This window comes from Adlercreutzia caecimuris B7 (genome assembly GCF_000403355.2).
In the GTDB taxonomy this organism is placed as follows: domain Bacteria; phylum Actinomycetota; class Coriobacteriia; order Coriobacteriales; family Eggerthellaceae; genus Adlercreutzia; species Adlercreutzia caecimuris.
The window spans coordinates 2,084,678-2,109,125 of the sequence record NZ_KE159646.1 but is presented as its reverse complement, the minus strand read 5'-3'; the positions used below and the strand labels follow the sequence as shown (position 1 = coordinate 2,109,125).

21 protein-coding genes are annotated in these 24,448 nt (G+C 61.2%); 16 read left to right on the top strand and 5 right to left on the bottom strand.

The genetic code is table 11. The annotated features are described in order from the left end of the window. The first annotated feature begins 240 nt into the window (after nt 1-240). The 9 genes from C811_RS12545 to C811_RS12515 all read left to right on the top strand — a co-directional run bounded on the left by C811_RS12545 (nt 241) and on the right by C811_RS12515 (nt 12,176). On the top strand, nt 241-1,641 hold the full coding sequence (locus tag C811_RS12545; protein WP_198010034.1) for a helix-turn-helix transcriptional regulator: 1,401 nt from the start codon (nt 241-243) through the stop codon (nt 1,639-1,641). A gap of 201 nt (nt 1,642-1,842) precedes the next feature. Continuing rightward, nucleotides 1,843-5,193, top strand: coding sequence for a molybdopterin-containing oxidoreductase family protein (locus C811_RS17100; protein ID WP_016310031.1), 3,351 nt, complete (start codon nt 1,843-1,845; stop codon nt 5,191-5,193). A gap of 12 nt (nt 5,194-5,205) precedes the next feature. Next, nucleotides 5,206-5,841 carry a 4Fe-4S dicluster domain-containing protein gene (locus C811_RS12540; RefSeq protein ID WP_016310030.1) on the top strand — a complete coding sequence of 212 codons (636 nt, stop codon included), beginning with the start codon at nt 5,206-5,208 and terminating at the stop codon, nt 5,839-5,841. A gap of 3 nt (nt 5,842-5,844) precedes the next feature. Continuing rightward, the gene (locus tag C811_RS12535; RefSeq protein WP_016310029.1) at nt 5,845-6,696 is read left to right on the top strand and encodes a DmsC/YnfH family molybdoenzyme membrane anchor subunit; all 852 of its coding nucleotides are present in this window, start codon (nt 5,845-5,847) and stop codon (nt 6,694-6,696) included. A 110-nt stretch (nt 6,697-6,806) separates the two neighbouring features. Beyond that, complete coding sequence (locus tag C811_RS16945; protein WP_016310028.1) at nt 6,807-7,535, top strand: hypothetical protein; 729 nt, start codon at nt 6,807-6,809, stop codon at nt 7,533-7,535. 13 nt (nt 7,536-7,548) lie between these two features. Beyond that, nucleotides 7,549-8,286: a TorD/DmsD family molecular chaperone gene (locus C811_RS12530; protein WP_016310027.1), complete on the top strand. Its 738-nt coding sequence runs from the start codon at nt 7,549-7,551 to the stop codon at nt 8,284-8,286. Then, a complete protein-coding gene (locus C811_RS12525; protein ID WP_016310026.1) occupies nt 8,286-9,047 on the top strand; it encodes a 4Fe-4S dicluster domain-containing protein in 762 nt (253 codons plus the stop codon). Before C811_RS12530 ends, C811_RS12525 begins: the two co-directional genes overlap by 1 nt. A 73-nt stretch (nt 9,048-9,120) precedes the next feature. Next, nucleotides 9,121-10,188: a 4Fe-4S binding protein gene (locus tag C811_RS12520; protein ID WP_016310025.1), complete on the top strand. Its 1,068-nt coding sequence runs from the start codon at nt 9,121-9,123 to the stop codon at nt 10,186-10,188. 263 nt (nt 10,189-10,451) lie between these two features. Further along, nucleotides 10,452-12,176: an FAD-dependent oxidoreductase gene (locus tag C811_RS12515; RefSeq protein WP_016310024.1), complete on the top strand. Its 1,725-nt coding sequence runs from the start codon at nt 10,452-10,454 to the stop codon at nt 12,174-12,176. A gap of 308 nt (nt 12,177-12,484) precedes the next feature. Here the strand turns inward: C811_RS12515 and C811_RS12510 are convergent, their stop codons facing one another. After that, on the bottom strand, nt 12,485-13,681 hold the full coding sequence (locus C811_RS12510) for a helix-turn-helix transcriptional regulator (RefSeq protein WP_016310023.1): 1,197 nt from the start codon (nt 13,679-13,681) through the stop codon (nt 12,485-12,487). A 217-nt stretch (nt 13,682-13,898) separates the two neighbouring features. Between C811_RS12510 and C811_RS16940 the strand changes: the two genes are divergently transcribed. Both C811_RS16940 and C811_RS12505 read left to right on the top strand, forming a co-directional pair. Continuing rightward, entirely contained in the window at nt 13,899-14,438 is a 540-nt protein-coding gene (locus C811_RS16940; RefSeq protein WP_016310022.1) for a hypothetical protein, read from the top strand. Beyond that, entirely contained in the window at nt 14,431-15,087 is a 657-nt protein-coding gene (locus tag C811_RS12505) for an antibiotic biosynthesis monooxygenase family protein (protein WP_016310021.1), read from the top strand. The genes C811_RS16940 and C811_RS12505 overlap by 8 nt, the downstream gene beginning before the upstream one ends. Before the next feature lie 259 nt (nt 15,088-15,346). Here C811_RS12505 and C811_RS12500 read toward each other — a convergent pair whose 3' ends face one another. Continuing rightward, a complete protein-coding gene (locus C811_RS12500; RefSeq protein WP_016310020.1) occupies nt 15,347-15,880 on the bottom strand; it encodes a type II toxin-antitoxin system VapC family toxin in 534 nt (177 codons plus the stop codon). Further along, nucleotides 15,844-16,332, bottom strand: coding sequence for a hypothetical protein (locus C811_RS0103860; protein WP_016310019.1), 489 nt, complete (start codon nt 16,330-16,332; stop codon nt 15,844-15,846). The genes C811_RS12500 and C811_RS0103860 overlap by 37 nt, the downstream gene beginning before the upstream one ends. A 354-nt stretch (nt 16,333-16,686) precedes the next feature. Here C811_RS0103860 and C811_RS12495 point away from each other — a divergent pair, with 354 nt between their 5' ends. Next, nucleotides 16,687-16,941, top strand: coding sequence for a winged helix-turn-helix domain-containing protein (locus C811_RS12495; protein WP_016310018.1), 255 nt, complete (start codon nt 16,687-16,689; stop codon nt 16,939-16,941). A 120-nt stretch (nt 16,942-17,061) separates the two neighbouring features. Here the strand turns inward: C811_RS12495 and C811_RS12490 are convergent, their stop codons facing one another. Next, nucleotides 17,062-18,057, bottom strand: coding sequence for a type II toxin-antitoxin system RelB/DinJ family antitoxin (locus C811_RS12490; RefSeq protein ID WP_016310017.1), 996 nt, complete (start codon nt 18,055-18,057; stop codon nt 17,062-17,064). A 131-nt stretch (nt 18,058-18,188) separates the two neighbouring features. Continuing rightward, on the bottom strand, nt 18,189-18,683 hold the full coding sequence (locus C811_RS0103850; protein ID WP_022926602.1) for an NYN domain-containing protein: 495 nt from the start codon (nt 18,681-18,683) through the stop codon (nt 18,189-18,191). A gap of 223 nt (nt 18,684-18,906) precedes the next feature. Between C811_RS0103850 and C811_RS12485 the strand changes: the two genes are divergently transcribed. The 4 genes from C811_RS12485 (at nt 18,907) to C811_RS12470 (ending at nt 24,448) form a co-directional block, all read left to right on the top strand. Next, nucleotides 18,907-20,091, top strand: a complete 1,185-nt coding sequence (locus tag C811_RS12485; RefSeq protein ID WP_016310015.1) for an AAA family ATPase — start codon at nt 18,907-18,909, stop codon at nt 20,089-20,091. Then, nucleotides 20,084-20,617 carry a hypothetical protein gene (locus tag C811_RS12480; protein WP_016310014.1) on the top strand — a complete coding sequence of 178 codons (534 nt, stop codon included), beginning with the start codon at nt 20,084-20,086 and terminating at the stop codon, nt 20,615-20,617. Before C811_RS12485 ends, C811_RS12480 begins: the two co-directional genes overlap by 8 nt. 311 nt (nt 20,618-20,928) lie before the next feature. Continuing rightward, the gene (locus tag C811_RS12475; protein WP_016310013.1) at nt 20,929-22,164 is read left to right on the top strand and encodes a phenylacetate--CoA ligase family protein; all 1,236 of its coding nucleotides are present in this window, start codon (nt 20,929-20,931) and stop codon (nt 22,162-22,164) included. Between the two features lie 100 nt (nt 22,165-22,264). Then, a complete protein-coding gene (locus C811_RS12470) occupies nt 22,265-24,448 on the top strand; it encodes a bifunctional diguanylate cyclase/phosphohydrolase (protein ID WP_016310012.1) in 2,184 nt (727 codons plus the stop codon).

Sequence of the window (24,448 nt, the reverse complement as noted above, 5' to 3'; positions counted from 1 at the left end):
TTCTCAAGTGAGCGATTGTCTCAAGCGAAAAGAGACGTCGCGACCTTGGTCCTCCAGTCTCGGCGCGCCATGCTATAATCGTCGCCGTTCTTGCACCTGAGGGGGTGCCTCGAATCGATAGAGGGGCAGGCTGGTATGGGTCGCTTTGCATTTCCAGATATCGAAGAGGGAGGAATCGCCTTGGGGTGGCCGGCGGCGAAGTACCTCCCCTACGCATTTTGGCGCGCATGGTTTCTCGTTATGTACTCTTCGCCGATTTGGATGTACTTCGCGCTTCCCGACGCGGCGAATCCCGGCCTGCAGATGCACTACGTCTCGACAACGTGTTTCATCGTGATCTCGGTGCTCCTGGCCTTCTTCCACATTCGCGCGGTGGGGCTGCTCTCCTCGCGGGTGTTCATGGTGCTCATGGGGGTGGTCGCGGGCACCGGAGTCGTATTGGAGTTCGGCGTGCTTGCTCTGTGGGGCAGCGCCGACAACGGCTTGTTCTGGGTTGGCGCCGCTCTCACCGGCCTCGCTACGGCGCCTATCGCGGTTCGCGCGGGGCAAATCTACGCCTCGGTGCGCGTGGGCGCAGCCGTTACGGCTACGCTGCTCAGCGATGTGGCCGCCGGGCTCATCTTCTTCTTCGCTGTGGGAACATGGCCCGCCATCGGGCTTTTGCTCGCGGCAGGTCTGCCGCTGCTCTCCGCCTTGACCCTTGCCATTTCGAGTGTGGGCGACGATGACAGTGCCGCGCCTGAAGAGCCCGTGGACTTCACGAGGGCACCGGTCAAGCCGTTCTCCTACTTTCTCGTGGCGGCCTTTCTCATCGGCGCCGTTGCCTTCCTGCAGAACAGCCTCGGCGGGTCGTGGCTCGATCAGGCGAGCATCGACAGCGGCTCTACCCTGGGGGTAAGCCTGCTCATTATGGCCTGCTTCGTGCTCACTGTCGCCTTCGCCTGCGTGCAGAAGATACGCCTCGAGGCCTTGTACCGTCCGACCATTCTTATGCTGAGCGCCTGCGTGCTCTTCGCCTACCTTATCCATTTCGGCAGCCCGGTGGCCATGGGAGGAACGCTCCTCGTCTACTGCCTCTTCTCGTCCTATATCTGGGTGCTCATGGCCTACCTCGGCCACGGGCGCTACTTCTCTCCGATACAGGTCTTTGGGTACGGTCGCGCGGTCTATGCCGGGGGATCGCTTATCGGCGGCCTTGTCGGAGTCTATCTGCTGCCCTCGCTGGAAGCGACCCAGGGCATTCCGGCCATTGCCGTGGCCATGGTGGGCATTCTTCTGCTGTGCGCCGTTGCCATTCGCCCTAAGGACCTCGCGTCGATTCTCGTTCAGGACGACGGGGAGGACCGCGTTCGGGAAGAGGGGCGGGCCCGCGTCCGCATCGAAGAACCCGCGTCGTCTTCTTCGGCGCACGGCGATACGGAAAGCCCGGCCACCCCCGGCGATGTTCACCTGTCTCCGCGCGAGATGGAGGTTTACGCGCTTATGCGCGACGGCCGCGATGCAGCCTATATCGCCGACAGCCTCTGCGTCTCCCGCAATACGGCCAAGACCCACATTCGCAACATATACGGCAAGTTCGGAGTTCATACGCGCCAGGAGTTCATCGACGTGATGCAGGGAAGGGCGCCGGGGCAACCGTAAGCCCGCCTCTCCCGCCGCCCGCCATCGCCGAGGTGCGTTCGCAAAGAACCACGTCAGCGGCCTAACCTCGCCTATCACCCAATGGGTGATAGGCCCTTACCTGGGAAAATCATGCCTGTGGGGGATTTCTCACCCTTTTCCTCATCGAAATAATAGCAGTCGCTAGCGCATCGCTATTTCATTTCGAAGAGGAGGAGATCAATGACGCGTGAAGGCTTGACAAGACGCTCGTTCGTAAAGACGGCTTCGCTCGCCGGCGCTGCGGCGGCGCTCAGCGTCGGGTACACGGGCAAGCTCGCCAAGGTGGAGCAGGCCTGGGCCGATGATGCCGAGAGCGCCTCGACCGACAGCGGCCGCAAGACCTATGTGACGACCTGCCGCGGATGCATTCAGGCGTGCCCTGCCCGCGTGTATGTGGAAAACGGCATCGTCACCAAGATCGAGGGCCATCCCTACGGACCGACGTCCCTCGGCTCGCTGTGCATGAAGGGCCTCAATCAGCTGAACAACTGCTACAGCCCCTACCGTGTGCTCTATCCGCTGAAGCGCTCGGGCGCACGAGGCGCGGAGGAGATGGCCTGGGAGCGCATTTCGTGGGACGAGGCTATCGACCTGGCCGCGACTAAGATCGCTGACGCCATCGAGAAGTACGGGACCTACTCCTTCTTCACGTCCTCGGGCGGCGGCGGAAGCTATTCCATGCGCCAGGCCATTACCATGTGCCATTCGCTCGGCTCGCCCACGGTGTTCGAGCCCGGTTGCGCCCAGTGCTACCTGCCGCGCTACTCTATCGCCCTGTTCATGTACGGCGGCATGGACCAGTCCATTGCCGATGCGGCCGTGCAGGAGCCCTTCAAGGGCATTGCCCGTCGCTGGTACGAGAAGATGGGCACTTGGGATCAGATCGACGATGAGAACAAGAAGGGCTACGCCGACACCATCGACACCCAGATGATCGTGCTGTGGGGCGCCCAGCCGTCCGTTTCCCAGACGGCCCAGTCCGGCCGCGGCATGGCCGAGCTGCGCGAAGCCGGCTGCAAAACCGTGGTGGTGGACCCCAACATGAGCCCCGACGCCGTGAAGGCTGACGTGTGGCTGCGCGTGCGGCCCGGCGCCGATGGCGCCCTCGCCCTGTCCTGGTGGAACTACATCATCGAGAACAAGCTCTACAACGAGGCCTTCGTGAAGGAATGGACGAACTTGCCCTTCATCATCAACGAGGATACGAAGCTGCCCTATCGCGCCACGGACATCTGGCCCGACTACCGGCAAAGCACGCCTGCCGACACTCCGGCCTACGTCTGCTTCGACAACAAGACTGGCAAGCTCGTGCCGTTCGAGTACCAGGACGCCACGGTGGATCCGGAGATCTTCTGGAGCGGCACCATCGACGAACTGGGAGGCGCCGCCGCCCGCAGCGCCGGCCAAATCTACAAGGAGGCCGCCTCTGAGTGGACGCTCGAGAAGACCGAGGAAGTTACCTGGGTGCCGGCCGAGGTGAACAAGGAGGCCATCGAGCTGTACGCCGCGCCCCTGAAGGAGGGCAAGTGCGGCGGCATCTGCCACGGCGTGTCCTCGGACATGGAGCAGATCGCCCACCAGCTGCCCGTGGGCCTGTGCGGCCTGGACGCCATCATGGGCTATGTGAACAAGCCCGGCTGCACCCTGACGCAGAACTCCCGCCCCAAGACCGACGAGAACGGGCTGGTGCCACGCCCCACGACCATCTTCCAGTACCGCAATGTCGATATCGTGCACGACTGCGGCGTCGGCTACATCGTGGGCAACTCGCCCGAGGAGAACGCCGCGCGTTTGGCCGACTTCAAGGACGATCCCGACGGCTTCCCGACGCCCCACTCCTCCCAGCTGCTCTACATCACTAACCAGTTGCGCCTCGACCGCCTCGGCATGAAGAACCACAAGGGCCTCTACCACTGGGAGCACAGCCACATCCCCAGCGTGCTGGAGGCCATCCGCACCGGCGAGCCCTACAAGCCGCGCGTGTGGTTCGACATGTCCGGCAACAAGCTGGCCATGCTCGGCAACGCCTCGTCTTGGTACGACGTGTTTCCCGAGATCGACTTCTGCATCTGCCAGTATCCGATGATCACTTCCTTCCAGGCCGAGGTCGCCGACCTCATCTTCCCCTTGGAGGAGTGGCTCGAGGTCACGAGCCACGATGGTCGCGACATCACCTACTCCGGCGAGCTGAAGGATCCCTCGCCCGATACCACCAACGCCAATCAGCTCAACTTCAACTTCGGCATGATGCCCATCGTGCACTTGGGCGAGACAGTGGGCACCTTCGTGCCGCCGAAGAAGGTTATGGGCAAGGTGGCAGAGATCCTGAATGCGAAGCTCGAGGCCGGCCAGGACATCGTGCTGGGCGCGGTGGGCCAGGCGACTGGCCGTACCTATATGGAGAATCCCACCACGGCCAACGACGGCTTCCTCTCCACCTCGAAGGGTGCGAGCTACCTGCACGACATCGACCGCAGCAAGTTCAACCTGCGCTTCCCCCTGCCGCCGGGCATCATGTTCGGCGAAGAGTCGGAGGAGCGCATCCAGCAGTCCTTTGCCGAGCGCTTTGGCGCCCCGGACATCGCGGCGCTGCACGAGCATCCCGAGCAGTACCAGACGCCCGTGGCCGGCGAGGGCGGCGGCCGCCTGAAGGATGACGGTACCCACAGCTGGTGGAACGACCCCAACGACTTCTGGGTATACGACCAGCACGAGATGACCGCCGTCGACGGCCTGAAGGCGGGTTTCGGCACCGAGAGCCGCAAGTTCGAGGTGTACGCCCAAATGCTCGTCCAGCTGGCCAACACCGGCTTCCCCTGCTGCTACCCCCGCGAGCAGCAGCCGGTCGATCCCTCCATCGGCCACGGTGAGTACCAGGGCACCTACGCTCCCATCTGCCAGCACATCGAGCCGGCCGAGACGCCCATGGAAGGCGAGGAGGGCTACGATGCCGAGTACCCGCTGGTGCTCACAAGCGGCCGCGTGTGCTACACCCACCACGGCACCCAGCGCCAGGCTCCCTTCATGCGTGAGATTTGGCCGGCTCCCGACCTGCGCATGAACTCCAAGACAGCCAAGAAGTACGGGCTTCAGCACATGGACTGGGTGAAGGTCACCTCCCGCCGCGGTTCTACCCACGCCCGGGTTTACCTCACCGACGGCATGCATGAGAGCGTGGTGTGGATGGAGCGCTTCTGGAATCCCGAGTGCTTCGACAGCTCCCAGGAGACGAGGACCGGCGGCTGGCGCGAGTGCAACGTGAACATCCTCACGAAGAACACCGCGCCCTTCAACGAGGTGTACGGCTCCTACACCAACCGCGGCTTCTGCGTAAAGGTAGAGAAGGCCGAGCGTCCTCCGCGAGTGTGGGTTGAGCCCGAGGAGTTCGAGCCGATGATGTACACCCACGGCAACCAGTTCTCCGACTCCAACCCGTATCAGGAAACGCTATCCGACCCGTCCGCGAGCTGGACGCCGGTAGTCACCTTCGACGAGGCCCATACCTTCGCCGACGAAACGTTCAAGAAATAGGAGGGAAGCATCATGGCGAGAAGAACGCTCGTTATCGATCTGAACAAGTGCTCCGGATGCGACTCGTGCACCGTAGCCTGCAAGTACGAGAACAACGTGAAACTGGGCTCATACTGGAACCGCGTTCTGGCGGTGGGTCCCACGGGCGAGTATCCCAATATCGAGATGTACTGGATGCCCATGCAGTGCCAGCAGTGCGAGAACTCGCCCTGCGTGAAGGTCTGCCCCACGGGAGCCTCCTATCGCGACCCGGAAAACAATGTGGTCATGGTGAACAAGGAGAAGTGCATCGGCTGCCAGTATTGCATGTACGCCTGCCCCTATGGCGTGCGCCAGTTCAACGAGGACGAGGGCGTTGTGGAGAAGTGCACGCTGTGCAACCACTTGACGGCCCATTCGGATGGCGTTGAGAACCCCAACGACAGCTTCGACCCCGATCATGCGGTGCCTCCCTGCGTGCACAACTGCTGTTGCGGTGCGCGATTCTACGGAGATCTGGACGACCCGAACTCGGCGGCGTCCCGGGCCATCGCAGCGGCCGGCGGCGAGGACTCCGAGAACGTCCACACCATTACGGACAAGTCGGGAGCCAAGCCCACGTGCCGCTACATCTTGTCCCCGTCCATCGCCACTTGGAAGGAGCTGTAAATCATGGAGGTAGGAATTCAGTGGCCGCTCGTGCTGTTCACGCTCATTGCCGGCGCGGGTTACGGCCTTCTGGCCACGACAGGCCTCGCCCGGCTGGCGGGCAAGCAGGGCGATGAGACGCGTACCTGGGCCCTTGCCGCGACGCTGGTGCTTCTTGTGGTCGGCGGCCTCATGAGCGTGTTCCATCTGGTGCACCCCGAGCGTTTCATGGGGGCCATCACGAACCTGTTCTCGTTCTCGGGCATCGCCCTCGAGCTGATCAGCCTCGGCATCGGCGTGGTCGTGGCGGGAGCCTTCCTCCTGCTGGGTCGTGCCGGCAACGCCGCCGGCGAGCGGGTTTGCGCCGGCATCGCCATCGTCGTGGGCCTCGGGGCGGCCTTTCTGCAGGGCTACGCGTACTTCGAGGTGGCGGCCCAGCCCGGCTGGCACTCCCTGGCCTTGGCTCTAGGCTACCTGTTCACGTCGCTGACGGCGGGGTCTTTGGTCTATGCCGGCATCGCCATCGTCAAGCAGGACGATGCAGCCACGATCTCTCTGGTGGGCAAGGTGGCCATGGGCCTGGCGGCTTGCGCCGCCGTGGCCGCCGCGGCCTACGCGGCGACGCTGAGCGGCGAGGGGCTGCTCGGCGGCACGGCCCTGGCCATGGCTGCGGTGGCGATCGCCTGCGAGCTGATCGCCCTGGGCGCCGGCGCCTGGATGGCCTTCAAGGCTCCCTCGGCCACCGTGGCCGCTGGTGGTGTGCTGGCCGGCGTGGGAGGATCGGTCGCGGTGCGCGTCCTCATGTGGATGGTGGCCGCCTACGGCTTCGACTTCCTCTGGATGGCCACGGCCAACCGCGGGCTGCTCCTGTTCTAACGACGCGCGGGCTGCGGCGATCTCTCTCCCGCCGCAGCCCGCTCCTTCCCCTGGCGAAAGCCGGGCACCCTCAGTCTCTTTGATCTATCGGCATGAAAGGCGGGAACCTCATGACTGACCTGATGAAGAACGGCAATCCGGATCAGATTCCGGATGAGCCGGCCAACCGCGACCTCGCGAAACCCTCCGATAAAAAGGAGCTCAGCTTCGATGAGAAGGTGGAGGCGCTCGATCGCTTCATTCACTTCGAGCCCCTTATTCGCGAAGTTGACTATAAGACGCTGCTGTTTTGCGAGACGCGGCGCAACCTGTCAGACATCGAGGAAGCCATGGCCTCCTTCCCCGAGTTCAAGGGGGCGACGCGCGATCAGTTCGCGCTCGTCACCGAGCTGGTCGACCACTACGGCCTGGCCTTCTTCGAACTCGATGCCGAAGGTCGCGTCGTCACCGAGGCGGACAAGGACGGCTTGACGGAAAACGAAGTAGACGACCTGGTGGTAGGCTTCGCCTACGAGACCACCGAGGTCGGCCGCGCTGTCGCCGAGCGCCTGGATCCCCATCGGCGTTTTGCCGAGCTTGTGGAGGCGGCCCCGGAGCGGGAGCCGCTCTATCGGGCGCTGCTGAATTTGCTGCGCGTGAAGCGCACCTTTGCGGAGGTGGACAGCTATGTGCGCGGCTCCGAGGGCGCGATGGTGCTTGCTCAGGCCGGCGTGGGCGGCATGCAGCCGTCGGTGTTCGTCGACAAGCTCGAACGTGCCGGCGTGCTGTTCTACGACGGCGGCTGGCAGGCTACCGAGGCGGGAATCGAAGTGCTTGACGGCGTCCGCGCTGCGGCTTAGGAAGGAGACGATCATGACCATCACGAAGGTGAGCGCTGAAACGATGCGCACGCTCTGCGATATTCTGGAAGACCGCGCCGATTTCTATCTCATGCTCGCGGGCTTCTACTTCAAGCCCCTGACCCAAGACCAGATCGATGCCCTGGCCGAGCAGGATTACACGGCCTACATCGAGGGGGACTCCCTTATCGACGAGGGATTCGACGACATTCGCCGGGTGCTGCGCAAGCGCCATACGGGCACGCGCCGCATTCTGGCTACGGAGTGGACGAGCACGTTCGGCGGTGCCGAGGCCTACAAGGGACGCTATTGCGTGCCGAACGCCTCGGTGTTTCTCGACAAAAGCGGCTCCACCTACGGGTGGCCGCGCAACGCGGCGAGCCGCATCTACCGCGAGCATAGTCTGCGTCTTCAGGGCAACAGCGGCATGCCCGAGAGCCATCTGTCCTTCGAGCTGGAATTTCTCGCAACGCTCTCCCGCGAGGCGGCGGCCTGCCTGCGCTCGGGAGATACTGCAGAGGCGGCGGCCCTGCTCGTCGATTCCCAGACGTTCATTCGCGAGTCCGTCCTCTCGTGGTTTCCGGCCCTGCGGGACTTGGCTCTCCGCATGTTGAAAACCCGCTTCTACCGGGGTGTCCTGAGGATCACCGAGGGCTATCTCGATTTGGACTTGGAAACGCTGGAAGATGTGCTGGCCGAGCTCGGCGGGGCGCCGATTTGCCCTGCGGAAACGACCGAGGCGGCGGCGTAATGGGTCCGGTCGTTTCCCGGCGCTCTCTTCTGGCCGGCGCGGCCGGGGCGGCGATGCTCCTGGGTTTGGGCGGTGGCGCGAGGTACGCGTGGGCCGTCTCCGAGCACGAGCTTCTACGCCCGCCCGGCGGCCAAGATGCCGAGCGCCTTACGAGTTTGTGCATACACTGCGACCGTTGCCGCCAGGCTTGCCCCATGGGGGCCATTGAAAGCTGCAGCATCGAGGACGGCCTTCTGAACGTGCGCACGCCGAAGGTGAACTTCCGGCAAAGCGCGGTGCAGCGCACGCTCGGCACGAACGAGTACCACGAAGCCACGACGGGCTATTGCAATTTCTGCGATCCGGATGGCACGGGATGCGCTACGAAGAAGTGCATTGCCGCCTGCCCGACCGGAGCGCTCGCCGCTTTCGACGAGACGTGCGAGAGCATCGGCAAGGCCGTCATCGACCCGGTCTTCTGTATCAACTATCCGCAGATGGGCCAGTCGCCTACGGGCTGCCGGCTCTGCATCGATGCCTGCTCCTACGAGGCCATCGTCATGAACGACCTGCAGCGTCCCGAAGTTATTGCCGATATGTGCAACGGTTGCGGCAAGTGCGAGATGGTCTGCCCGAGCGGCACCTATCGCGCGCACATCGGCGAGAGCGCCCTGGCAGAACAGGCCGCAGCGGGTGTGACCGACTACCAGGCGAGCCTGGCGTACCTGAGGACCTATGGCGTCATTCCTCGCGGCATCAACGTGCTCGCCTCCGAGGCCTGAGCTGTAGCCGAGGCGGGCGACGCCGATCGTGTGTCGAGCAAACGGATCATTCACGAGGGGATTGGAACCGACTATGAATACTGAAGCAATGCTGGACGACGAAGTGAGCGCCCCCGCGTCCGCTACAGCTATCGCCGAGCAGGCGCCATCCGCAAGTTCGGCCGCGGCGCTGTCCGATGGGCGCCCGGTACGCAGGCCGCTGATACGCCGCGTTGTGCTTGGCGCCCTGTTCCTCGTTGTAGCCGTTGGCATCGTTCTCGGCAGCGGCTTGGGAACGCTCTCCTCGTTCGGTTGGGAATCCATTGCGACCATCTGTCCTTTGGGGGCCCTCGAATCGATGCTGGCGGCAAAGCTGCTCATTCCCCAGGCACTTGCATTCCTTCTCGTCGTTGTCGCGGTGGGCATACTGCTTGGCAAGGTGTTCTGCTCGTGGGTCTGCCCGGCGCCCCCGCTGCGCCGTATTTTCGACGTGGTGGCCCGCAAGACTCCGACCATACGCGCGGGGCGGAGCAGAAAGGCCGACGGCGAGGTGACGACGTCCCTTTCCGTGGCCAAGCCCCTTTCCCGTCGCGAGCAGCGTGCCCTCAAGGCCGCCTGCTCCTCCTCTTCTGCTGACTCCGCGGCTGGTGCGGGCACCCCCTCTGCATGCGCCAGCTGCGTGTCGGGTTGCGCGAGCGCGAGCCGGCCTGTCCTGGATTCCCGCCACGTGGTGCTGGGCGGCTCGCTGCTCTCCGCGGCCATTTTCGGATTCCCCGTGTTCTGCCTCGTGTGCCCCATCGGGCTTACCTTCGCGTCCATTATTGCCCTGGTGCAGCTGTTCGGCACGCAGACTCTTTCATGGGGCCTGGTCCTATTCCCACTCTTCCTGATTCTCGAGCTGACGGTATTGCGCACGTGGTGTTCTCGCTTTTGTCCGATGGGCGCCCTCATGTCCCTGTTCGCAAAGCCGAACCGCGCGTTCCGGCCCAAGGTGGATGAGTCGAAGTGCCTTCGCTCCAAGGGCATTGACTGCCAGGTGTGTTCCGGCGTCTGCTCCGAGGGCCTTGACCCCCACGGCGATGCGGCCATGCACGAGTGCTCCAAATGCCGCGACTGCGCGGTAAACTGCCCCGCCGGAGCCATCACCTTGCCGATGAGGTAGGCGTTCCCGGACCGCATAAGCGCTTTCCAGCGGCGTGAGCATGTCGGCCTTCGCGGCTGCTCCCTCCCTTGGCGTCCCTCTCGCTGCCCCTCGCGCTTTTTGACGAGGCTTCGCGGCGCTCCGTTCCCAAAATAATACCTTTCGGATGAGCCTATTTCACCAGATCGTCGCCTTTGTGGGACAGACGGGGCGGCGCCTGTTCCCTAGCATGTTCCTCGTGCGTGGCGGCATGGGGTCGCCCCGCTGAAATAAGGAGGAATTTCATGGGAGACAACAAGGGAATGGATCGCCGCGGCTTTCTGAAGACCGCTGCATTTTCAAGTCTGGCGCTGGGCGGGGCTGCGGCCCTGGCCGGCTGCGCCCCGGCGGCGAGCACCGATGGCGGCGCCGCGCTGAGCAGCACCGGCGACATTGCCTGGGATAAGGAAGTGGACGTGCTCGTTCTGGGCTCCGGCACGGGCGCGTTCGCCGCGCTGGTGGCCGCGGCCAAGGGCGCAGGCTCGGTGTGCCTGGTGGAGAAGGGCACCATGTGGGGCGGCACGGCGGCCACCTCGGGCGGCGGCTTGGCCGTACCCCTGACCTACGCTGCCGCAGATGCGGGCGTCTCCGACAGCAAGGAGGAGATCGTCAAGTACTTCAAGAACGCCTCCGATGGCCGCGTTGACGAGGCCGTGCTGAACTCCTTCATCGACAACGGCAGCGACTTCATCGACTGGATCTCCGAGGAGATGGGCTGGAAGTTCGTGGCCTCCCCGCTGTTCGGCGACTACTACGAGCCCATGGAGGGCTGGATTCCCATGGGTCGCGGCAGCCTGGGCGCGGCCAACGCCGACGGCCCCATGATCGCCTCCCAAATGTGGGAGGAAATGAAGGCGAAGATGGAGGGCTACGGCGTCGAGATTCTTATGGGTACCGAGGCTACCGAGCTCATTACCGATGGCGCGGGCGCGGTGCTCGGCGCGGTTTGCGGCGGCCAGAACATCAAGGCCGGCTCGGTCATCGTGGCCACGGGCGGCTTCGACCACAACGACGAGATGCGCGCGAAGTACCACCCCTTCAAGATCATGGCCACCAATGCCGTGCCCACCAACACCGGCGACGGCCAGCTCATGGGCATGGCCATCGGCGCCAATGTGTCCTACATGGACCGCTGCTGGGGCGCCCCGGCCATCCTCACCACGGGCGACGATCCGGCCACGCTCATCGCCGAGGGCACCATTGCCCAGGAGATCGCCGGCACCGACTGGGCCATGTACCGCGGCCTGCCCGGTGCTGTGGTAGTGAACAAGAAGGGCCGCCGCATCGGTAACGAGGCCGGTCCCTACGACCTGTTCAACCAGGCTTTCGCCTACTATGACACCGGCGAGCCGGGCCATGTGAACATCCCCGCCTACTTCATCTGCGATGCCGCCTGCTGGGCCACCTATTCTCTGCCGGGGCACACCGTGGGCGCCGTGGGCGAAGGCGACGGCAGCTACTTCGACGAGACCTACGGCGGCGAGGCCACCGATCCCGCCGAGGTGCCCGCCCACTTCGTGCAGGCCGACACCTTGGAAGAGCTGGCCGGAAAGCTGGGCATCGACCCGGCCGGCCTGACCGCCGAGATTGCTGCCTTCAACGAGAACGCCGTCAAGGGCGCAGACCCGGTGTACCACCGCGGCGAGAAACACCTGGACATCAACACCACGGGCGTTATGGCCGGCAGCCGTACCGACCTGGCCAACCCGGTGCTCGCGCCTCTGGCCACCGGCCCGTTCTACGGCGCCATCTACGTGCCGGGCACCTGCGGCACGGCCGGCGGCCTTACCATTAACGAGAATGCCCAGGTCGTAAACACGGCTGGCGAGCCCATCGAGCACCTGTACGCCGTGGGCAACTGCTCTTCAGGCGTGTCCGGCGGCACCTACGTGCACGGCGGCATCAGCCTGGGTTCCGGCGGCGTTATGAGCTGGGTGGCCGTGAACCACGCGATGGGCGCCACTGCCTAAGTGCTTCTGTCGCGGGTCGGCGCCGGCCCCCCTCCCACCGTCGCCGACCCCTCTTTCATAGATCGGCCCCGCTTTTGCGGGGCCGATCTGCGTAACGGGCCCTGCACCTGAAGCGCCCTTTGCCCAATGGGCGCTTCAGGTGCAGGGCCTAGTCCCCAGGGTGCTTCAGCCGCGGGCCCCCGGTCCGCGGGTGCGCTTCGGGTTCGGGCCCTGGTCCGAGGGACTCTTTGGGCACAAGGCCCCTCCCCGAGAGGTGTTTTCCCGAAAGACCTCTCGCCCGAAGGCCCTCACGCTCGCAGAACCGCTTTCTACCTTTCCGCCAGGTGACGCTTGAAATAGTCGATAAGTTCCTGCTTGGAATGGACGCCCAGCTTCGCGTAGATGCGCTTGGCGTGGGTGCGGGCCGTGCCCTCGGAGATGAACAGCTCCTGCTGCACGATGCGCAGGGAGCGGCCCTCTAGCAGCAGGGCCGTCACCTCGGTCTCCCGCTTGGTGAGCCCGGCTTCCTGCGCCACCTCTTCCAGGGCCATCTCCTGCCCCATGCTGGCCGTGCGCCCCAAGGTATTGATCCACACACCGGAGAAGGCGAAGAACCCTACCAGGGTCAGCAGGCAGACGAAGGACGACAGGTCTACGAGAAAAGCTTCGGGGATCAGGGGGAACTGGTCGCGGACAAGGGTTCCCGCCACGATGCCGAAGCCCCAGCTAAAGTTCAGCAGGGCAAAGTAGCTGGCCTTGCGCAGGTCGATCCCGAAGGCTGTTATGACGCCGAGCATGATGAACAGCAGCTGGGAGATGAGAAACAAGGGCGCGGGATGCGCAAACAGCTGGCCGGGGGATGTGGCCATGGACACCGTGCCGAGGGCCACCACCAGGCCCGTCGCGGCGCCGGTCAGGCAGGGCGCGATGCTCGGGGGCGACAGGCGCACTTTCTTGGGCAGAGGTCCGAGGCGCTTGCAGGACGGCGCAGGCGTATTCGTGCCGAAGAGCATGGCCAGGGGCGCCATAACGACGAGGAAGTCGTAGACAGGCCGGGGGACGAGTAAGAGCACCAGGTTCAACAGATAGAACAGCAGCAATGAGCCCGAAAGCGCCACAGACAGGGTGGAGAAATCATCGCATTTCGCGAGAGTTTCCAAGCGCAGCAGGGCTGCAAAACCGCACAGCACGGCCAAGCCCAGAACCAGGGCCGCGTGGGCGAACTCCGGGGCGGCGGGCAGCTGGGGCAGCAAGGTGAGCCCAAGCCCCACGGCCGCGGCTGCCAAGGCGGTTCCCACGCGCAGTGTCCGGGGGATGCGATCCCATCGGGCCCAGGTGATGCCAATGACGAGGGCGCCGCTGAGCACGAAGCTCGGCAGCGCCAGCATGGCCGGCTCGATGAAGGACGCGGTGAAGAGGCTGTCGTAGTTTGCTTGGTGCAGCCATAGCCAGATAATGGCATCGGCCAGGGCGATTTTCGCCGCCTGCATGCGGTTGACCCCGTGGGCCCGTAGGTTGATTTGCATCGTTCCCTCCCTTGAAATCAGCAAATCATATCTTTTGGACGAGGGAAAACGCTGAAGTACCCGCTTTCGTGAGACAGACATTTTCCGGCCCGCTGGATATGCTTCCAGTAGGTTCGGTCCTGGGTCTCAGCAGTATGTTTGTGGAAGAAAGATAGTGCGAAAACCTGGGGCCGAGCCTATCTGTTGGAGGTTTGTTTGTCAAGAAAGGGGATATGCTATGAGACAACTCCCATCGCAGCTCTCGCGCCGCTCGTTCGTGGCCGCCGGAGCCTGCGCTACGGTGGCCTCCCTCGGCGTTCTGGCCGGATGCGCCACCGAGACGGCTGCCGCACCGGAGCCGAAGGAGGAGGCGCCCGAGTCCGCGCCCGAACCTGCGTCTGAGCCCGCGGCCGATCTGGCCGATACCGGGGAGGAGAGCGTCATCTACATCGTGGACCGCCTGGTGGCCAAGCCTGGCGAGGGGAAGGCCGTGCTGGACGACTTTATGGCCAACATGAAGCCGCTCATCGAGGGCGCGGGCTGGCGGTTCAAGCGTGCTACCGTGGCACCGGCCATGTGGCTCGACACCGACAGCAACATCATCGAGATCGAGTGGACCATGGGCGACATCGTGCAGGAGGCATGGGCCTACTCGTCGGGTACGCGCTACAACCCCGAGTACGTGCAGTGGTGGACCGACATCCGCGATCGCCTGGTGTCCAACGATCGCGTCTATTCGGCTCCCGAAGGCTACATGGAGGTGCTCAACAATGTTTAATGCGGTATTTTCGGTGACCCTCGCCGAGGGGGCCAACGCCGAGCAGTACGTGGCCGATGCCAAGGCGGCCGCCGAGGCCGTGAGCCCGGTGTTTCTGGCCGATATGGTGCTCGAGCCTCCCATGCCCGGCGGCAACTTCTTCTGCGAGGTGGGCTTTGCCGATCAGGCCGCCTACGAGGCGGCCAAGGACGGCGAGGCCTGGGGTGCGCTTACGGCGCTCATGAACGACAGCGCATCGGTGGCCAACTGCGAGTTCATCGCTTTCGGCGAGGGTACCCTCACCCTTCAGGAGAAGGAGAAATCCACCTGCCATCGCGTGTTGTTCTTCAGCATTCGCGAGGGGGCCGATCCGGCCATGGTGGAGAAGATGGAGGCTCACATGAACGATATGTGCGCCCATGTGCCCGGCCTGCGCAACTGCAAGTTCGCCCCGGTGGTGGAAAGCTCCGGCACCGATGAGTGGGCCTACGCCTACGAGTGCGACTTCGACGAGCCCACAAGTTTCTTGGGCAAGTACATGTCCACGCCGTTCCACTTCCTCTACATCGACAAGTTCTTCGAGCCGGCTTGCGGCGAGTGGGTGGCCAACCCCAACTTGTGCACCCCCTATCTCGCCCAGGAGAAGCCCTTCCTCGCGAGCTTCGAGTAAGAGGTCAATTCCGCTCTCCCCCGCGGCCGCCGGAGCCTGAGGCCTGGGGAAGGCTTCGAGTAGCCATGAGGCGCTAGGGGCGGTGCTGAATGCTCAGAACTGCCCCTGCGTATCTCTCTATCAGATGCTTCGATTTCGCCCGATTCTTCTGAACGACGCGGTGTGTCGATCGGTGCAGGTACCCCTCTATTGGCCACGCCGCTATTGAAGGGTGATGGTCTCGCGTAGTTTGCCTCTTCCATATTGGAGGGGCAAACTCTTATGCATCGTCGGCGGCCTTCAACAAGGTGAGCATGTCGGCGGGGGTGATCGCCGCCACGGGCGCATGGGCGCGGAGCTTTTTGTCGTTCGTGATGAGGTAGTCGGCTCCCGATCGTTCCACGGCCGCCAAAACGAGATCGTCTTCAAAATCGCGATGGACTTGGTGGAAATATCGGGCGACCGTTACGTCGGAGGTGTCGGCGGGAACTGCTGTCCCCTGTTCGTTCAGGCTGAGCATTGCCTGCCACGCGAACTGTTCTGCGATGGCCGAGCGCTCAGAAGTAACGTCCTCGCCCGCTTCGCGAATTTGCCGTTTGAGATGGGCTCCAACGTGGTAGTAAACATCGCGTAAGGTGAAGATGGAGAAGAGAACGTCGACGCCCTTTTCCCGGCAAGCGTCTATGAGCACTTGTGAGGTTTGCGAGCCATCGCGATCTGCGAGAAAATTGTCAAGGCATACATTGGTATCGATGAGAATTGAGGATGGGGCTTGTATCATCGGAGCCCCCGTTCTCTCTGGCGATCTAGCCATGCTTCTTCCTTCAGCTCGTCGTAGTAGGCAAGGCGCTCCTCATCATCCTCGGGCAAAGGTGCCGGGGCTATACCCAGGGCGTGATATGCTTCCTCCATAATTTCCCATCCTCGGCGCGTCGGCTCCAAGATGACGTCCTGCGCTTCGCTTTCTCCTTCGAGTTCTTCCATCAAGTGTCGAAGCGTCTCTGGTTCATTGGCATGGCGGCTCGCATAGCGCCACAAGGCGCGTACCATTTCCGAGGGGGAGCTCCCGATGCGCTCGAAGGCGCGATCGCCCTGCTTTTTCAGGGCGGCATCGATGCGCACGTTCATCTGCACGGTTTTCGCCGGGGAAAGCACGCCTACATTCGAAACATTCTTTTTCGCCGCTGCTCGCTTGGGTGCGGCCTTGCTCGGGGCCTTTTTCGCGCTCTTCGCCTTCTTCGGTTTTTCCAATGTTGCTGTTGCCATGGCGATCACCTTATCAGCTTGCGTAAAGATACAAGAAAGTATAGCGTATAGTATATAGAGTTGATAAGACCGATGATTCCCTCTCTTGCGGTTAACGTTCCACCTTATTAAGTTCAATAGGATGGAACGGGCGCGCAGTGGCACTCTACGGAGCAAGGCGCACGCGTATGACGGCCCCGGTAAGGCAGCCTTTCAGGCGGCTAGGGAAACGAGCGCAAAGCGAGGGCCTACCTGGGAAATTTGGCTGATCTCGGGGATTCTTCGTTTAGGGCTCCAACTGGCAGCCGAAACGGTTGATAGATTGTATGCCCTTCGGCTCGTCCCGGCACCCCGCGTGTCCCAGGGGAAATTGAGGTGCGTCTGCGGGGCGAGTTGGTGCCGCTCACTGCCAAGGAGTTCGAAATCCTCTCCCTTTTGGCCGAGAGCCCTGGCGAGGTTTTCACGCGTCGCCGCATTTACGAGCATCTGTGGGGAGAGGCCTCCGAGGTGGACGAGAACTCCATCACGGTGTTCATGCGAAAAATTCGCGAGAAAATCGAGGACAGCCCCAGCGAGCTCCGCTATCTTCTCGCCGTCTGGCGCGTCGGCTACAAGCCCGCAGGCGGGTAAACCGAGGCCTCTGCTGTGGAAGCCTACGCCGTAGCTCAGAGCCACGGAATGCTGGGAAAAGCAATGTGCCGGTGAGGTTAAACTTCACCGGCACTTCTGGGCTAAGGAGGTTTTCGGACGTTAGTTTCTGTCCATAAGGGCTAGGAGTTTCTTGAAGTCTTCGTCAGCTTTTTGTTTTCGCTCTTCCAGCTGCTCTTCCAGTTTTGCAGCCATACCGCACTCCTCCCAGCGTTCGAGGGCTTCCTTTTTGTCGGCAAGAGCCTTCTGCACGATGGTGATGTAAGATTCGGCGCCAACAAATCTGAGGGAAAAGCTGCTCCCATGTTCTTCGTATTCGTCAAGAACGGTGTCGATTATTTCGTCCAACTTGCTAGCGAGATCGAGGACCGCTTCTTGTGCCGGCATCTTTCCTGTGCTGCTGCTGTCGATTTCTTCTGCGGTGCAGAAATCAACAATGCTTTGAACAAGGAAACGACTTTCCTCAGAGCAAAGTGTGGAGAGAGTTTCTTGCACAGCTTTGACCCAGGGATAAGGAGAAGGGATGATTTCCAAAAAGGATGTCATTTCGCGGTTTGAGAAATATCGAACCAGCTCATTAAAGTTCTTGCTGCCAATTTCAGCGTCGAAGCTTACGTAGAAGGCTGTAAAACCCTCCATACAGGTGCGCTCGAGGTCGTCGTCGGGATTCATGGAGGGCCTGCAAGCCTGCAGATCTTCAACGAGTCGAGGGCGGATCTTCTTGGTCTCGGCGATTATGTGTTCGCCCACTCGCTTCCTTAGTTCTATCGTTTTTTCGAAAAGGCCTGAGCGTAAAAGCTCTGCTGCTCTGCCCACTTGGGCTTCCGCAATCCAGAACTCTGGGTCTGCCTCGAAGGAAAAGGGCAGTTTCCTCTCTTGCGCGAGCTGGCGCAAGCACATGCCAAGGTAGGCTGAGGTGCTGATGCCCATGCTGGATAGAGTTGCCTCAGCGGCTTCTTTTACTACTACGTCGATTTTGAAATTCACCAAGCTCTGTTCGTTGCGCTCTGCCATTGCAAGCCTTCCATTGAGATGTTTTGTTTCGCCGACGGGACTCATCGTGTTCTGGGTAGTGCGAATAGGAGATGAAGTGCTCATTAAAGCTCCTTGATTATAGTTATGAATAAATACTTTTTCAATACAATATAAAGAACAACAATTTTAAGGACTGGAGGAGGCCGAATCATGCTCTCGGGGAAGAGGGGGAAGTTTGTCTTGCCGGCTTGCATCTAAGCCGCCTTTTCCTGAGACACGTTGTCGTGTCGATAGCGTAGGCGCAGCAAACGAGAGGCGCTATGGGCGAGCTTGCGGGAAAGCGTTCCGCGCCGCGCGACAATTGTGACGTGTGTCCCCTTGTTCTCGAGCGCCTGGGCCTCTTCGGCAAAAGCATGATCGCCGGAAACAATGACAACTTCTTGGAAACGTTCCTCTACGCGCTCTTTGCGGAGCACAGTTTTAAGTGCAAGGTCAGCGCCGTCTTTTCCATTGCGCAGAACGATGCGAGCGTTCGGAACTTGGAGGGCCACTACGAAAGCGTTCTTCGAATGGCTGACGCCGATCACCAGGATATCTTTGTCTGACAAGTGGCACTTTGATGCGATGTGTCGCATATGGCGCGCAACGGTTTCTTTGGTGAGCATGCCCGTTCCGACAACGTTTTCGATGTCTACGACAACGAGCTTTCGCTGTTCCTTTTTCATCATGAGCTCAAACCGCTTATTCATTGTAGAACCTTTCTTTATTCAGTATTTACCTGATGACTCTATTATCTATACAACAACTTTACTGTCAATAGTATTCTGAAAGATTTTTTAAAGTCAATTTAAAGAAAAAGAAAAGAACGAATGGGTATTCTCATCTGCTCGATTTGCTAACCCGGCTTGACAGCAAGGGCTCCAGATTGTATTTTGAACAGAAAAAATGTTCAAAATACAATCTGGAGCCCTCATGAAGCTGCTATCTGTATCTTTTAACCATGTAAAACTGTTCGAAAATGGAATATTCGAACTCGATCTGTTCGCCAGCGACAAAGTGCCTGCTAGTGATGAATCGGTGACGCTTTTGGAAAAGCCGCTTGCCATCAATAATGTTGTTGCTTTGGCTGGCATTAATGCCTCGGGCAAAACGACGGCGCTTCGGCTCATGGCCCTTGCCCTCTCGGTGGTCCAAGGAGGCCTTACGTTGCACTCTCCTTTTGCCGGCCACGTCGAAGACCTGTTCGACGCTCCGCCCCGCATGAAAGCGGTACTGTGGGAGGAGGGACAGGTTTTTATTCTCGACTCCGTTTTGGCCTATCGTGACTCCGCGCCTAGATTGGCACGGGGAAACTTCATTTTTGAGGAGGAGGTACTTTATCGTTTTAAGGGAGCTCCCACGAAAGCGCTTTTTAGGCAGGGGGCTGATGCGCTCATTGACCATTCGGAAGAAATCATGCGCAGAAGTACGCTTGACCATGCCAGCAAGATGTTTCTTGCTGATAGCGTAAGCATCATGACCTCACAATCTGGAACGATCGCTTCTGCATATCACGCGTCGGGAGACGCGCCGCTACCTACCAGTGACAATCTCCTCGATGTGACCGATATTCTTCGAGCATTTGACGCCGATATCGAATTTCTTCGGGTGCAGGAGGACGGGAATCTATTCGAACTGAAGTTCAAACGCGATGAGCGGCCGGCGCTGTTGTCACGCAAGGAACTGGAGCACGTCTTGTCTTCAGGCACATTGCGTGGACTCAGCCTCGTTCAGTCGGCTGTTTTCTCCCTTGCTTGCGGGGGTTATTTTTTACTTGATGAGATCGAGAACCACCTCAACAAGCAGCTGGTACATGTCATCGTAGACCTTTTCGTGTGCAAGGAGTCAAACCCCTATGGGGCTGTTCTTATTTTTACCACCCATTACCCTGAGATACTCGATTCTATTCACCGTAAAGACTGTGTATACTTTCTTGCCCGTGAAGCTGATGGAAGAACATGCATCGTTAAGTACAGCGACCGCGTCGATCGCATCGAAAACAAAAAGAGCGAAGTGTTCCTTTCGAACTACATCAAAGGGACGGCACCGCGCTTCGCGGACGTTGCTGCCCTGAGAAGCTATGCGAAATCGATAACTGGGGGCTTGCATCATGAGTGATCTGGCCCTTCCTGATCGGGCGCATGTTCTGTTCGTTTGCGAAGGAACGTTCAAACAGTATCTTGTTGAGACGTTGTTGAACGAGAACAGGCTTATCGTTGCGTCAGACGCCGTGATAGGTGTAACTCGCACGAGGAGTGCGGCGCAAATTCAAGAGCAGTATCTAAACTACGATTACGACTGGCCTCTGGTAATTCTGCGAGTGCTTGATTCTCGGCGTGAGAATTTTGCGTTGGGCCGCTTGTATCGCGAGCGCTACCCCGTGTTCAACTTCTACACTCATCCCGAGATAGAGATGCTAATTATCGTGCGTGAGGACTGCTTCGCTGATTACAGCAAACATCACAAGTCCTCGATGAAGCCGAGCGAATACTGTATGCAGAAATTGAAATTCGGGGATGTGAAATCGAGGACATTTCTCGAGAGCTATTGGACAGCAGAATCGCTTGTGCAGGCAATCCGCTCTTATGCCGCTCTTGCTCGCATTCCCAAAGGGGAATTCTCTCTCGCAGATTTGCTCAAGTAAGCTCGCTCTTCGGTCTCGGCTCGCTAGGAGGTCGAGGCCTTGCGAGTCCCGCTATCTGCTCACCGTCTGGCGCGTCGGCTACAAGCTCGCGGCAGAATAGGATGTCTGGGCTATTGACGTCTCTCGGTTTCTCTCGGGAGCTCTAACGCTTCCGTCGCCGCGTCCTAATCCCAACCGTCAAGGTCAGCTTTCCGCTTGCGACCTTGCGTTTTTCCCTTGCGAGATTGTGGTGAATCACGCGTTTCTTTTGTTGCCGATTTGTTAGAATGGAGCATACTCGAAAAACTGTGCCCAAGGAGAGACGCGCACCTATGGAAATGACGACCGAACAGCTCGACCTTATCACCAGCGAGCTGGCCACCATCAAGGAACGCTCGCCGTTCTACGCGAAGAAGTTCGAAGGTATCGACGTGGCCGCCGTGCGCACCCAGGCCGACTTCGAACGCCTGCCCTTCTCCGAGAAGGACGACCTGCGAGGTGTGTACCCGCTCGGCCTGCAGGCCGTGCCCGACGAGGAAGTGGTGCGCATCCACTCCTCCTCTGGCACCACGGGCACGCCCGTCATCATCCCCTACACCCAGCAGGACGTCGTCGACTGGGCCACCCAGTTCGCCCGCTGCTACGAGATGGCCGGCATCACGCCCCTCGACCGCATCCAGATCACCCCGGGCTACGGCCTGTGGACCGCCGGCATCGGCTTCCAACTGGGCGCCGAGCGCTTGGGCGCCATGGCCATCCCTATGGGTCCGGGCAACACCGACAAGCAGCTCCAGATGATGCAGGATCTGAAATCCACGGTCATTACCGCCACCAGCTCCTACGCCCTGCTTTTGGCCGAGGAAATCTCCAAGCGCGGCCTGCGCGACAAGATTCACCTGAAGAAGGGGGTCATCGGGTCGGAGCGCTGGGGCGAGAAGATGCGCAACCGCATCCAAAACGAGCTGGGCATCGAGATCTACGACATCTACGGCCTCACCGAGGTGTACGGCCCCGGCATCGGCATCTCCTGCGATGCCCACGCCGGCATGCACATCTGGGACGACTTCGTCTACATCGAGATCGTGGATCCGGAAACCGGCGAGAACCTGCCCGACGGCGAGGTAGGCGAGCTGGTGCTCACTACGCTGCGCAAGCAGGGCGCCCCGCTTATCCGCTACCGCACCCACGACCTCACGCGTATCATCCCCGGTACCTGCCCCTGCGGCAGCCGCCATCCGCGCATCGATACGCTCACCGGCCGCACCGACGACATGTTCAAGGTGAAGGGCTGCAACATGTTCCCGGCCCAGGTGGAGGAGGTCATCAAGGCCACCGACGGCACCAGCTCCGAATACCAGGTGATGATCGAGGCTGTGAACGGCCACGACGTGCTCACCGTGCTGTTCGAGACGCCGCTTGAAGGCGAGGCGCTCGCCCGCTGCGAGGAGGAGCTCGCGCTCATCTTCAAGGCGAAGCTCGGCTGCACGCCCGAGGCCAAGGGTGTGGCCATGGGCGAGCTGCCCCGGTCCGAGAAGAAGACCAAGCGCATCTTCGACAGCCGCTACTAGGGCTGTCGGGGGTCGCAGGATGAAGGGAGGGCTTCAGCTCTCCCATACGAGAAGGAACGACAGGCGCGGGGGCGCCTGAGAAGGAAAGGCCGGCGGGTTCGTGGGGACGGAGCCGCCGGCGAGCCCGGGATGGAAGGAGAAAGCCATCATTACGAGCTTGAACGAGAAGCAGACGATTCTCATCGTGGACGACTCCATGCTGAATCGGGCGCTTCTGGCTGATATGATCGGCGACGCCTATCGCATTGTGGAAGCCGAGGACGGCAAGCAGGCCGTGGCCGCGCTTCAGAAGGAAGGCACGGGCATCTCGCTCGTGCTGCTGGACTACGTCATGCCGCAGATGAACGGCTTCGACGTGCTGGAAGTGATGAACCGGAACGGCTGGATCAAGGACATCCCGGTCATCATGGTGTCCGCCGAGTCCGACGCCGCCTATATCGAGCGCGCCTACGAGTTGGGCGTGACCGACTTCATCAACCGCCCCTACGATGTGAACATCGTGCGCCGCCGCGTTATGAACACCCTCATGCTGTATCAGAAGCAGCGCACCCTCATGGGCATGGTGGCCGATCAGATCTACGAGCGTGAGAAGTCGAACAACCTCATGGTGTACATCCTGTCCCACATCGTGGAGTTCCGCAACGGCGAGAGCGGCATGCACGTGCTGAACGTGCAGGCCATGACCGAGATGATCCTCACCCAGCTGGTGTCCATGACCGACCAGTACCCGCTGACGGCCGAGGACATATCGCTCATCACCATGGCGTCCAGCCTGCACGACATCGGCAAGATTGCCATTCCCGAGGAAATCCTGAACAAGCCGGGCCGCTTTACCGACGAGGAATTCGCCATCATGAAAACCCACTCGGCGGTGGGTAGCGACATGTTGGACGACTTGGAACTGTACAAGGACGAGAAGCTGGTACGCGTGGCTCGCGACATCTGCCGCTGGCACCACGAGCGCTGGGATGGGAGGGGCTACCCCGACGGTCTGGCCGGCGAGGAGATTCCCATATCCGCCCAGGTGGTGGCTTTGGCCGACGTGTACGATGCCCTTACGAGCCCGCGCGTGTACAAGCCCCCCTTCAGCCATGAAGAGGCCCTGCGCATGATCCGCGAGGGGGAGTGCGGCTCCTTCAACCCGCTCATTCTGGAGTGCCTCACTGCCGTGGCCGGCGACTTGGAGAGCCGCCTGAACCGCGGGGTCACGGGGCGCGAGATCTCCGTTGACGCCCTGCGCCCGCGCGGAACCGATGTGGACGAGGGCTCGGCCACCGCTTCCAGCCGTACCTTGGAGCTGCTGGATTACGAGCGCATGAAGTACCACTTCTTCGCCTCCATGAGCAATGAGGTGCAGTTCGAGTTCACCGAAGAGCCGCCTATGATCGTGCTTTCCGACTGGGGGGATCGCAAGCTCGGGTTACCCGAGATCGTGATGGATCCCTACCATGACGAGGGATTCTGCGCTGTGTTTGGTCGGGAGAATCTGGAGAAGCTCAATCGGCTTCTGCGCGCCACCACTCCGGAGAACCCGGTCATCGACATGGAGGTGGAGGTGACCGTTGAGGGCGAGACGCGTTGGCTGCACGCGCTTGTGCGCGCCCTGTGGTCGGAGGATGCCGAGCCGGTCTACCTGGGCTCTATCGGCAAGTTCATCGACATCGACGATCGTCAGGCCGAGCTGCGCGACTTGCAGTTCAAGGCTTACCACGACCCGCTGACCGAGGTGGTGAACGGCGCGTTCGCCCGCAAGGTCATTACCGAGCGTTTAGGCGAAGGAGATGAGTGCGACCGGGATACCGATCGACATGTACTTCTGCTGTGCGACCTGGACTTCTTCAAGCAGGCCAACGACACCCGGGGCCATCAGTTCGGAGACAGGGTGCTCCAGCACTTCGCCTCGCAGCTGCAGGAAAGCGTGCGTGGCCAAGACGTGGTGGCCCGCGTGGGCGGCGATGAGTTCCTCGTATGCATGGATTGCCCCGTAGACCCGCGCCCCCTCATCGAGCGTATCCACGGCTCGCTTGAGGGCGAGTTCGAGGGTTTCCCGCTGTCGGTCTCTATGGGCGTGGCCACGACCGACGACGGCGTGCGCGATTACGACGAGCTGTTCCGCCGGGCCGATGTGGCGCTGTACCACAAGAAGCGCGGCGGTCGAAGCGGGTTTGTGTTCTACGGCGATCTGACCGACGAGGAGCGCGGCTCTCTGCTGGAATGCGAGCACACGGCCCTTTCGGGCATCGACGCCGATGAAGAGGGGGATGCGTCCCCCGCCGACCGATAA

Coding starts and splice junctions, on each gene's coding strand:
- C811_RS12485 (WP_016310015.1), top strand. CDS start 18,907: ATGAAGCTGCTATCTGTATCTTTTAACCATGTAAAACTGTTCGAAAAT.
- C811_RS12520 (WP_016310025.1), top strand. CDS start 9,121: ATGAATACTGAAGCAATGCTGGACGACGAAGTGAGCGCCCCCGCGTCC.
- C811_RS12490 (WP_016310017.1), bottom strand. CDS start 18,057: ATGAGCACTTCATCTCCTATTCGCACTACCCAGAACACGATGAGTCCC.
- C811_RS12540 (WP_016310030.1), top strand. CDS start 5,206: ATGGCGAGAAGAACGCTCGTTATCGATCTGAACAAGTGCTCCGGATGC.
- C811_RS12510 (WP_016310023.1), bottom strand. CDS start 13,681: ATGCAAATCAACCTACGGGCCCACGGGGTCAACCGCATGCAGGCGGCG.
- C811_RS16945 (WP_016310028.1), top strand. CDS start 6,807: ATGACTGACCTGATGAAGAACGGCAATCCGGATCAGATTCCGGATGAG.
- C811_RS12535 (WP_016310029.1), top strand. CDS start 5,845: ATGGAGGTAGGAATTCAGTGGCCGCTCGTGCTGTTCACGCTCATTGCC.
- C811_RS12515 (WP_016310024.1), top strand. CDS start 10,452: ATGGGAGACAACAAGGGAATGGATCGCCGCGGCTTTCTGAAGACCGCT.
- C811_RS16940 (WP_016310022.1), top strand. CDS start 13,899: ATGAGACAACTCCCATCGCAGCTCTCGCGCCGCTCGTTCGTGGCCGCC.
- C811_RS0103860 (WP_016310019.1), bottom strand. CDS start 16,332: ATGGCAACAGCAACATTGGAAAAACCGAAGAAGGCGAAGAGCGCGAAA.
- C811_RS12525 (WP_016310026.1), top strand. CDS start 8,286: ATGGGTCCGGTCGTTTCCCGGCGCTCTCTTCTGGCCGGCGCGGCCGGG.
- C811_RS17100 (WP_016310031.1), top strand. CDS start 1,843: ATGACGCGTGAAGGCTTGACAAGACGCTCGTTCGTAAAGACGGCTTCG.
- C811_RS12500 (WP_016310020.1), bottom strand. CDS start 15,880: ATGGCTAGATCGCCAGAGAGAACGGGGGCTCCGATGATACAAGCCCCA.
- C811_RS12505 (WP_016310021.1), top strand. CDS start 14,431: ATGTTTAATGCGGTATTTTCGGTGACCCTCGCCGAGGGGGCCAACGCC.
- C811_RS12480 (WP_016310014.1), top strand. CDS start 20,084: ATGAGTGATCTGGCCCTTCCTGATCGGGCGCATGTTCTGTTCGTTTGC.
- C811_RS12475 (WP_016310013.1), top strand. CDS start 20,929: ATGGAAATGACGACCGAACAGCTCGACCTTATCACCAGCGAGCTGGCC.
- C811_RS12545 (WP_198010034.1), top strand. CDS start 241: ATGTACTCTTCGCCGATTTGGATGTACTTCGCGCTTCCCGACGCGGCG.
- C811_RS0103850 (WP_022926602.1), bottom strand. CDS start 18,683: ATGAATAAGCGGTTTGAGCTCATGATGAAAAAGGAACAGCGAAAGCTC.
- C811_RS12530 (WP_016310027.1), top strand. CDS start 7,549: ATGACCATCACGAAGGTGAGCGCTGAAACGATGCGCACGCTCTGCGAT.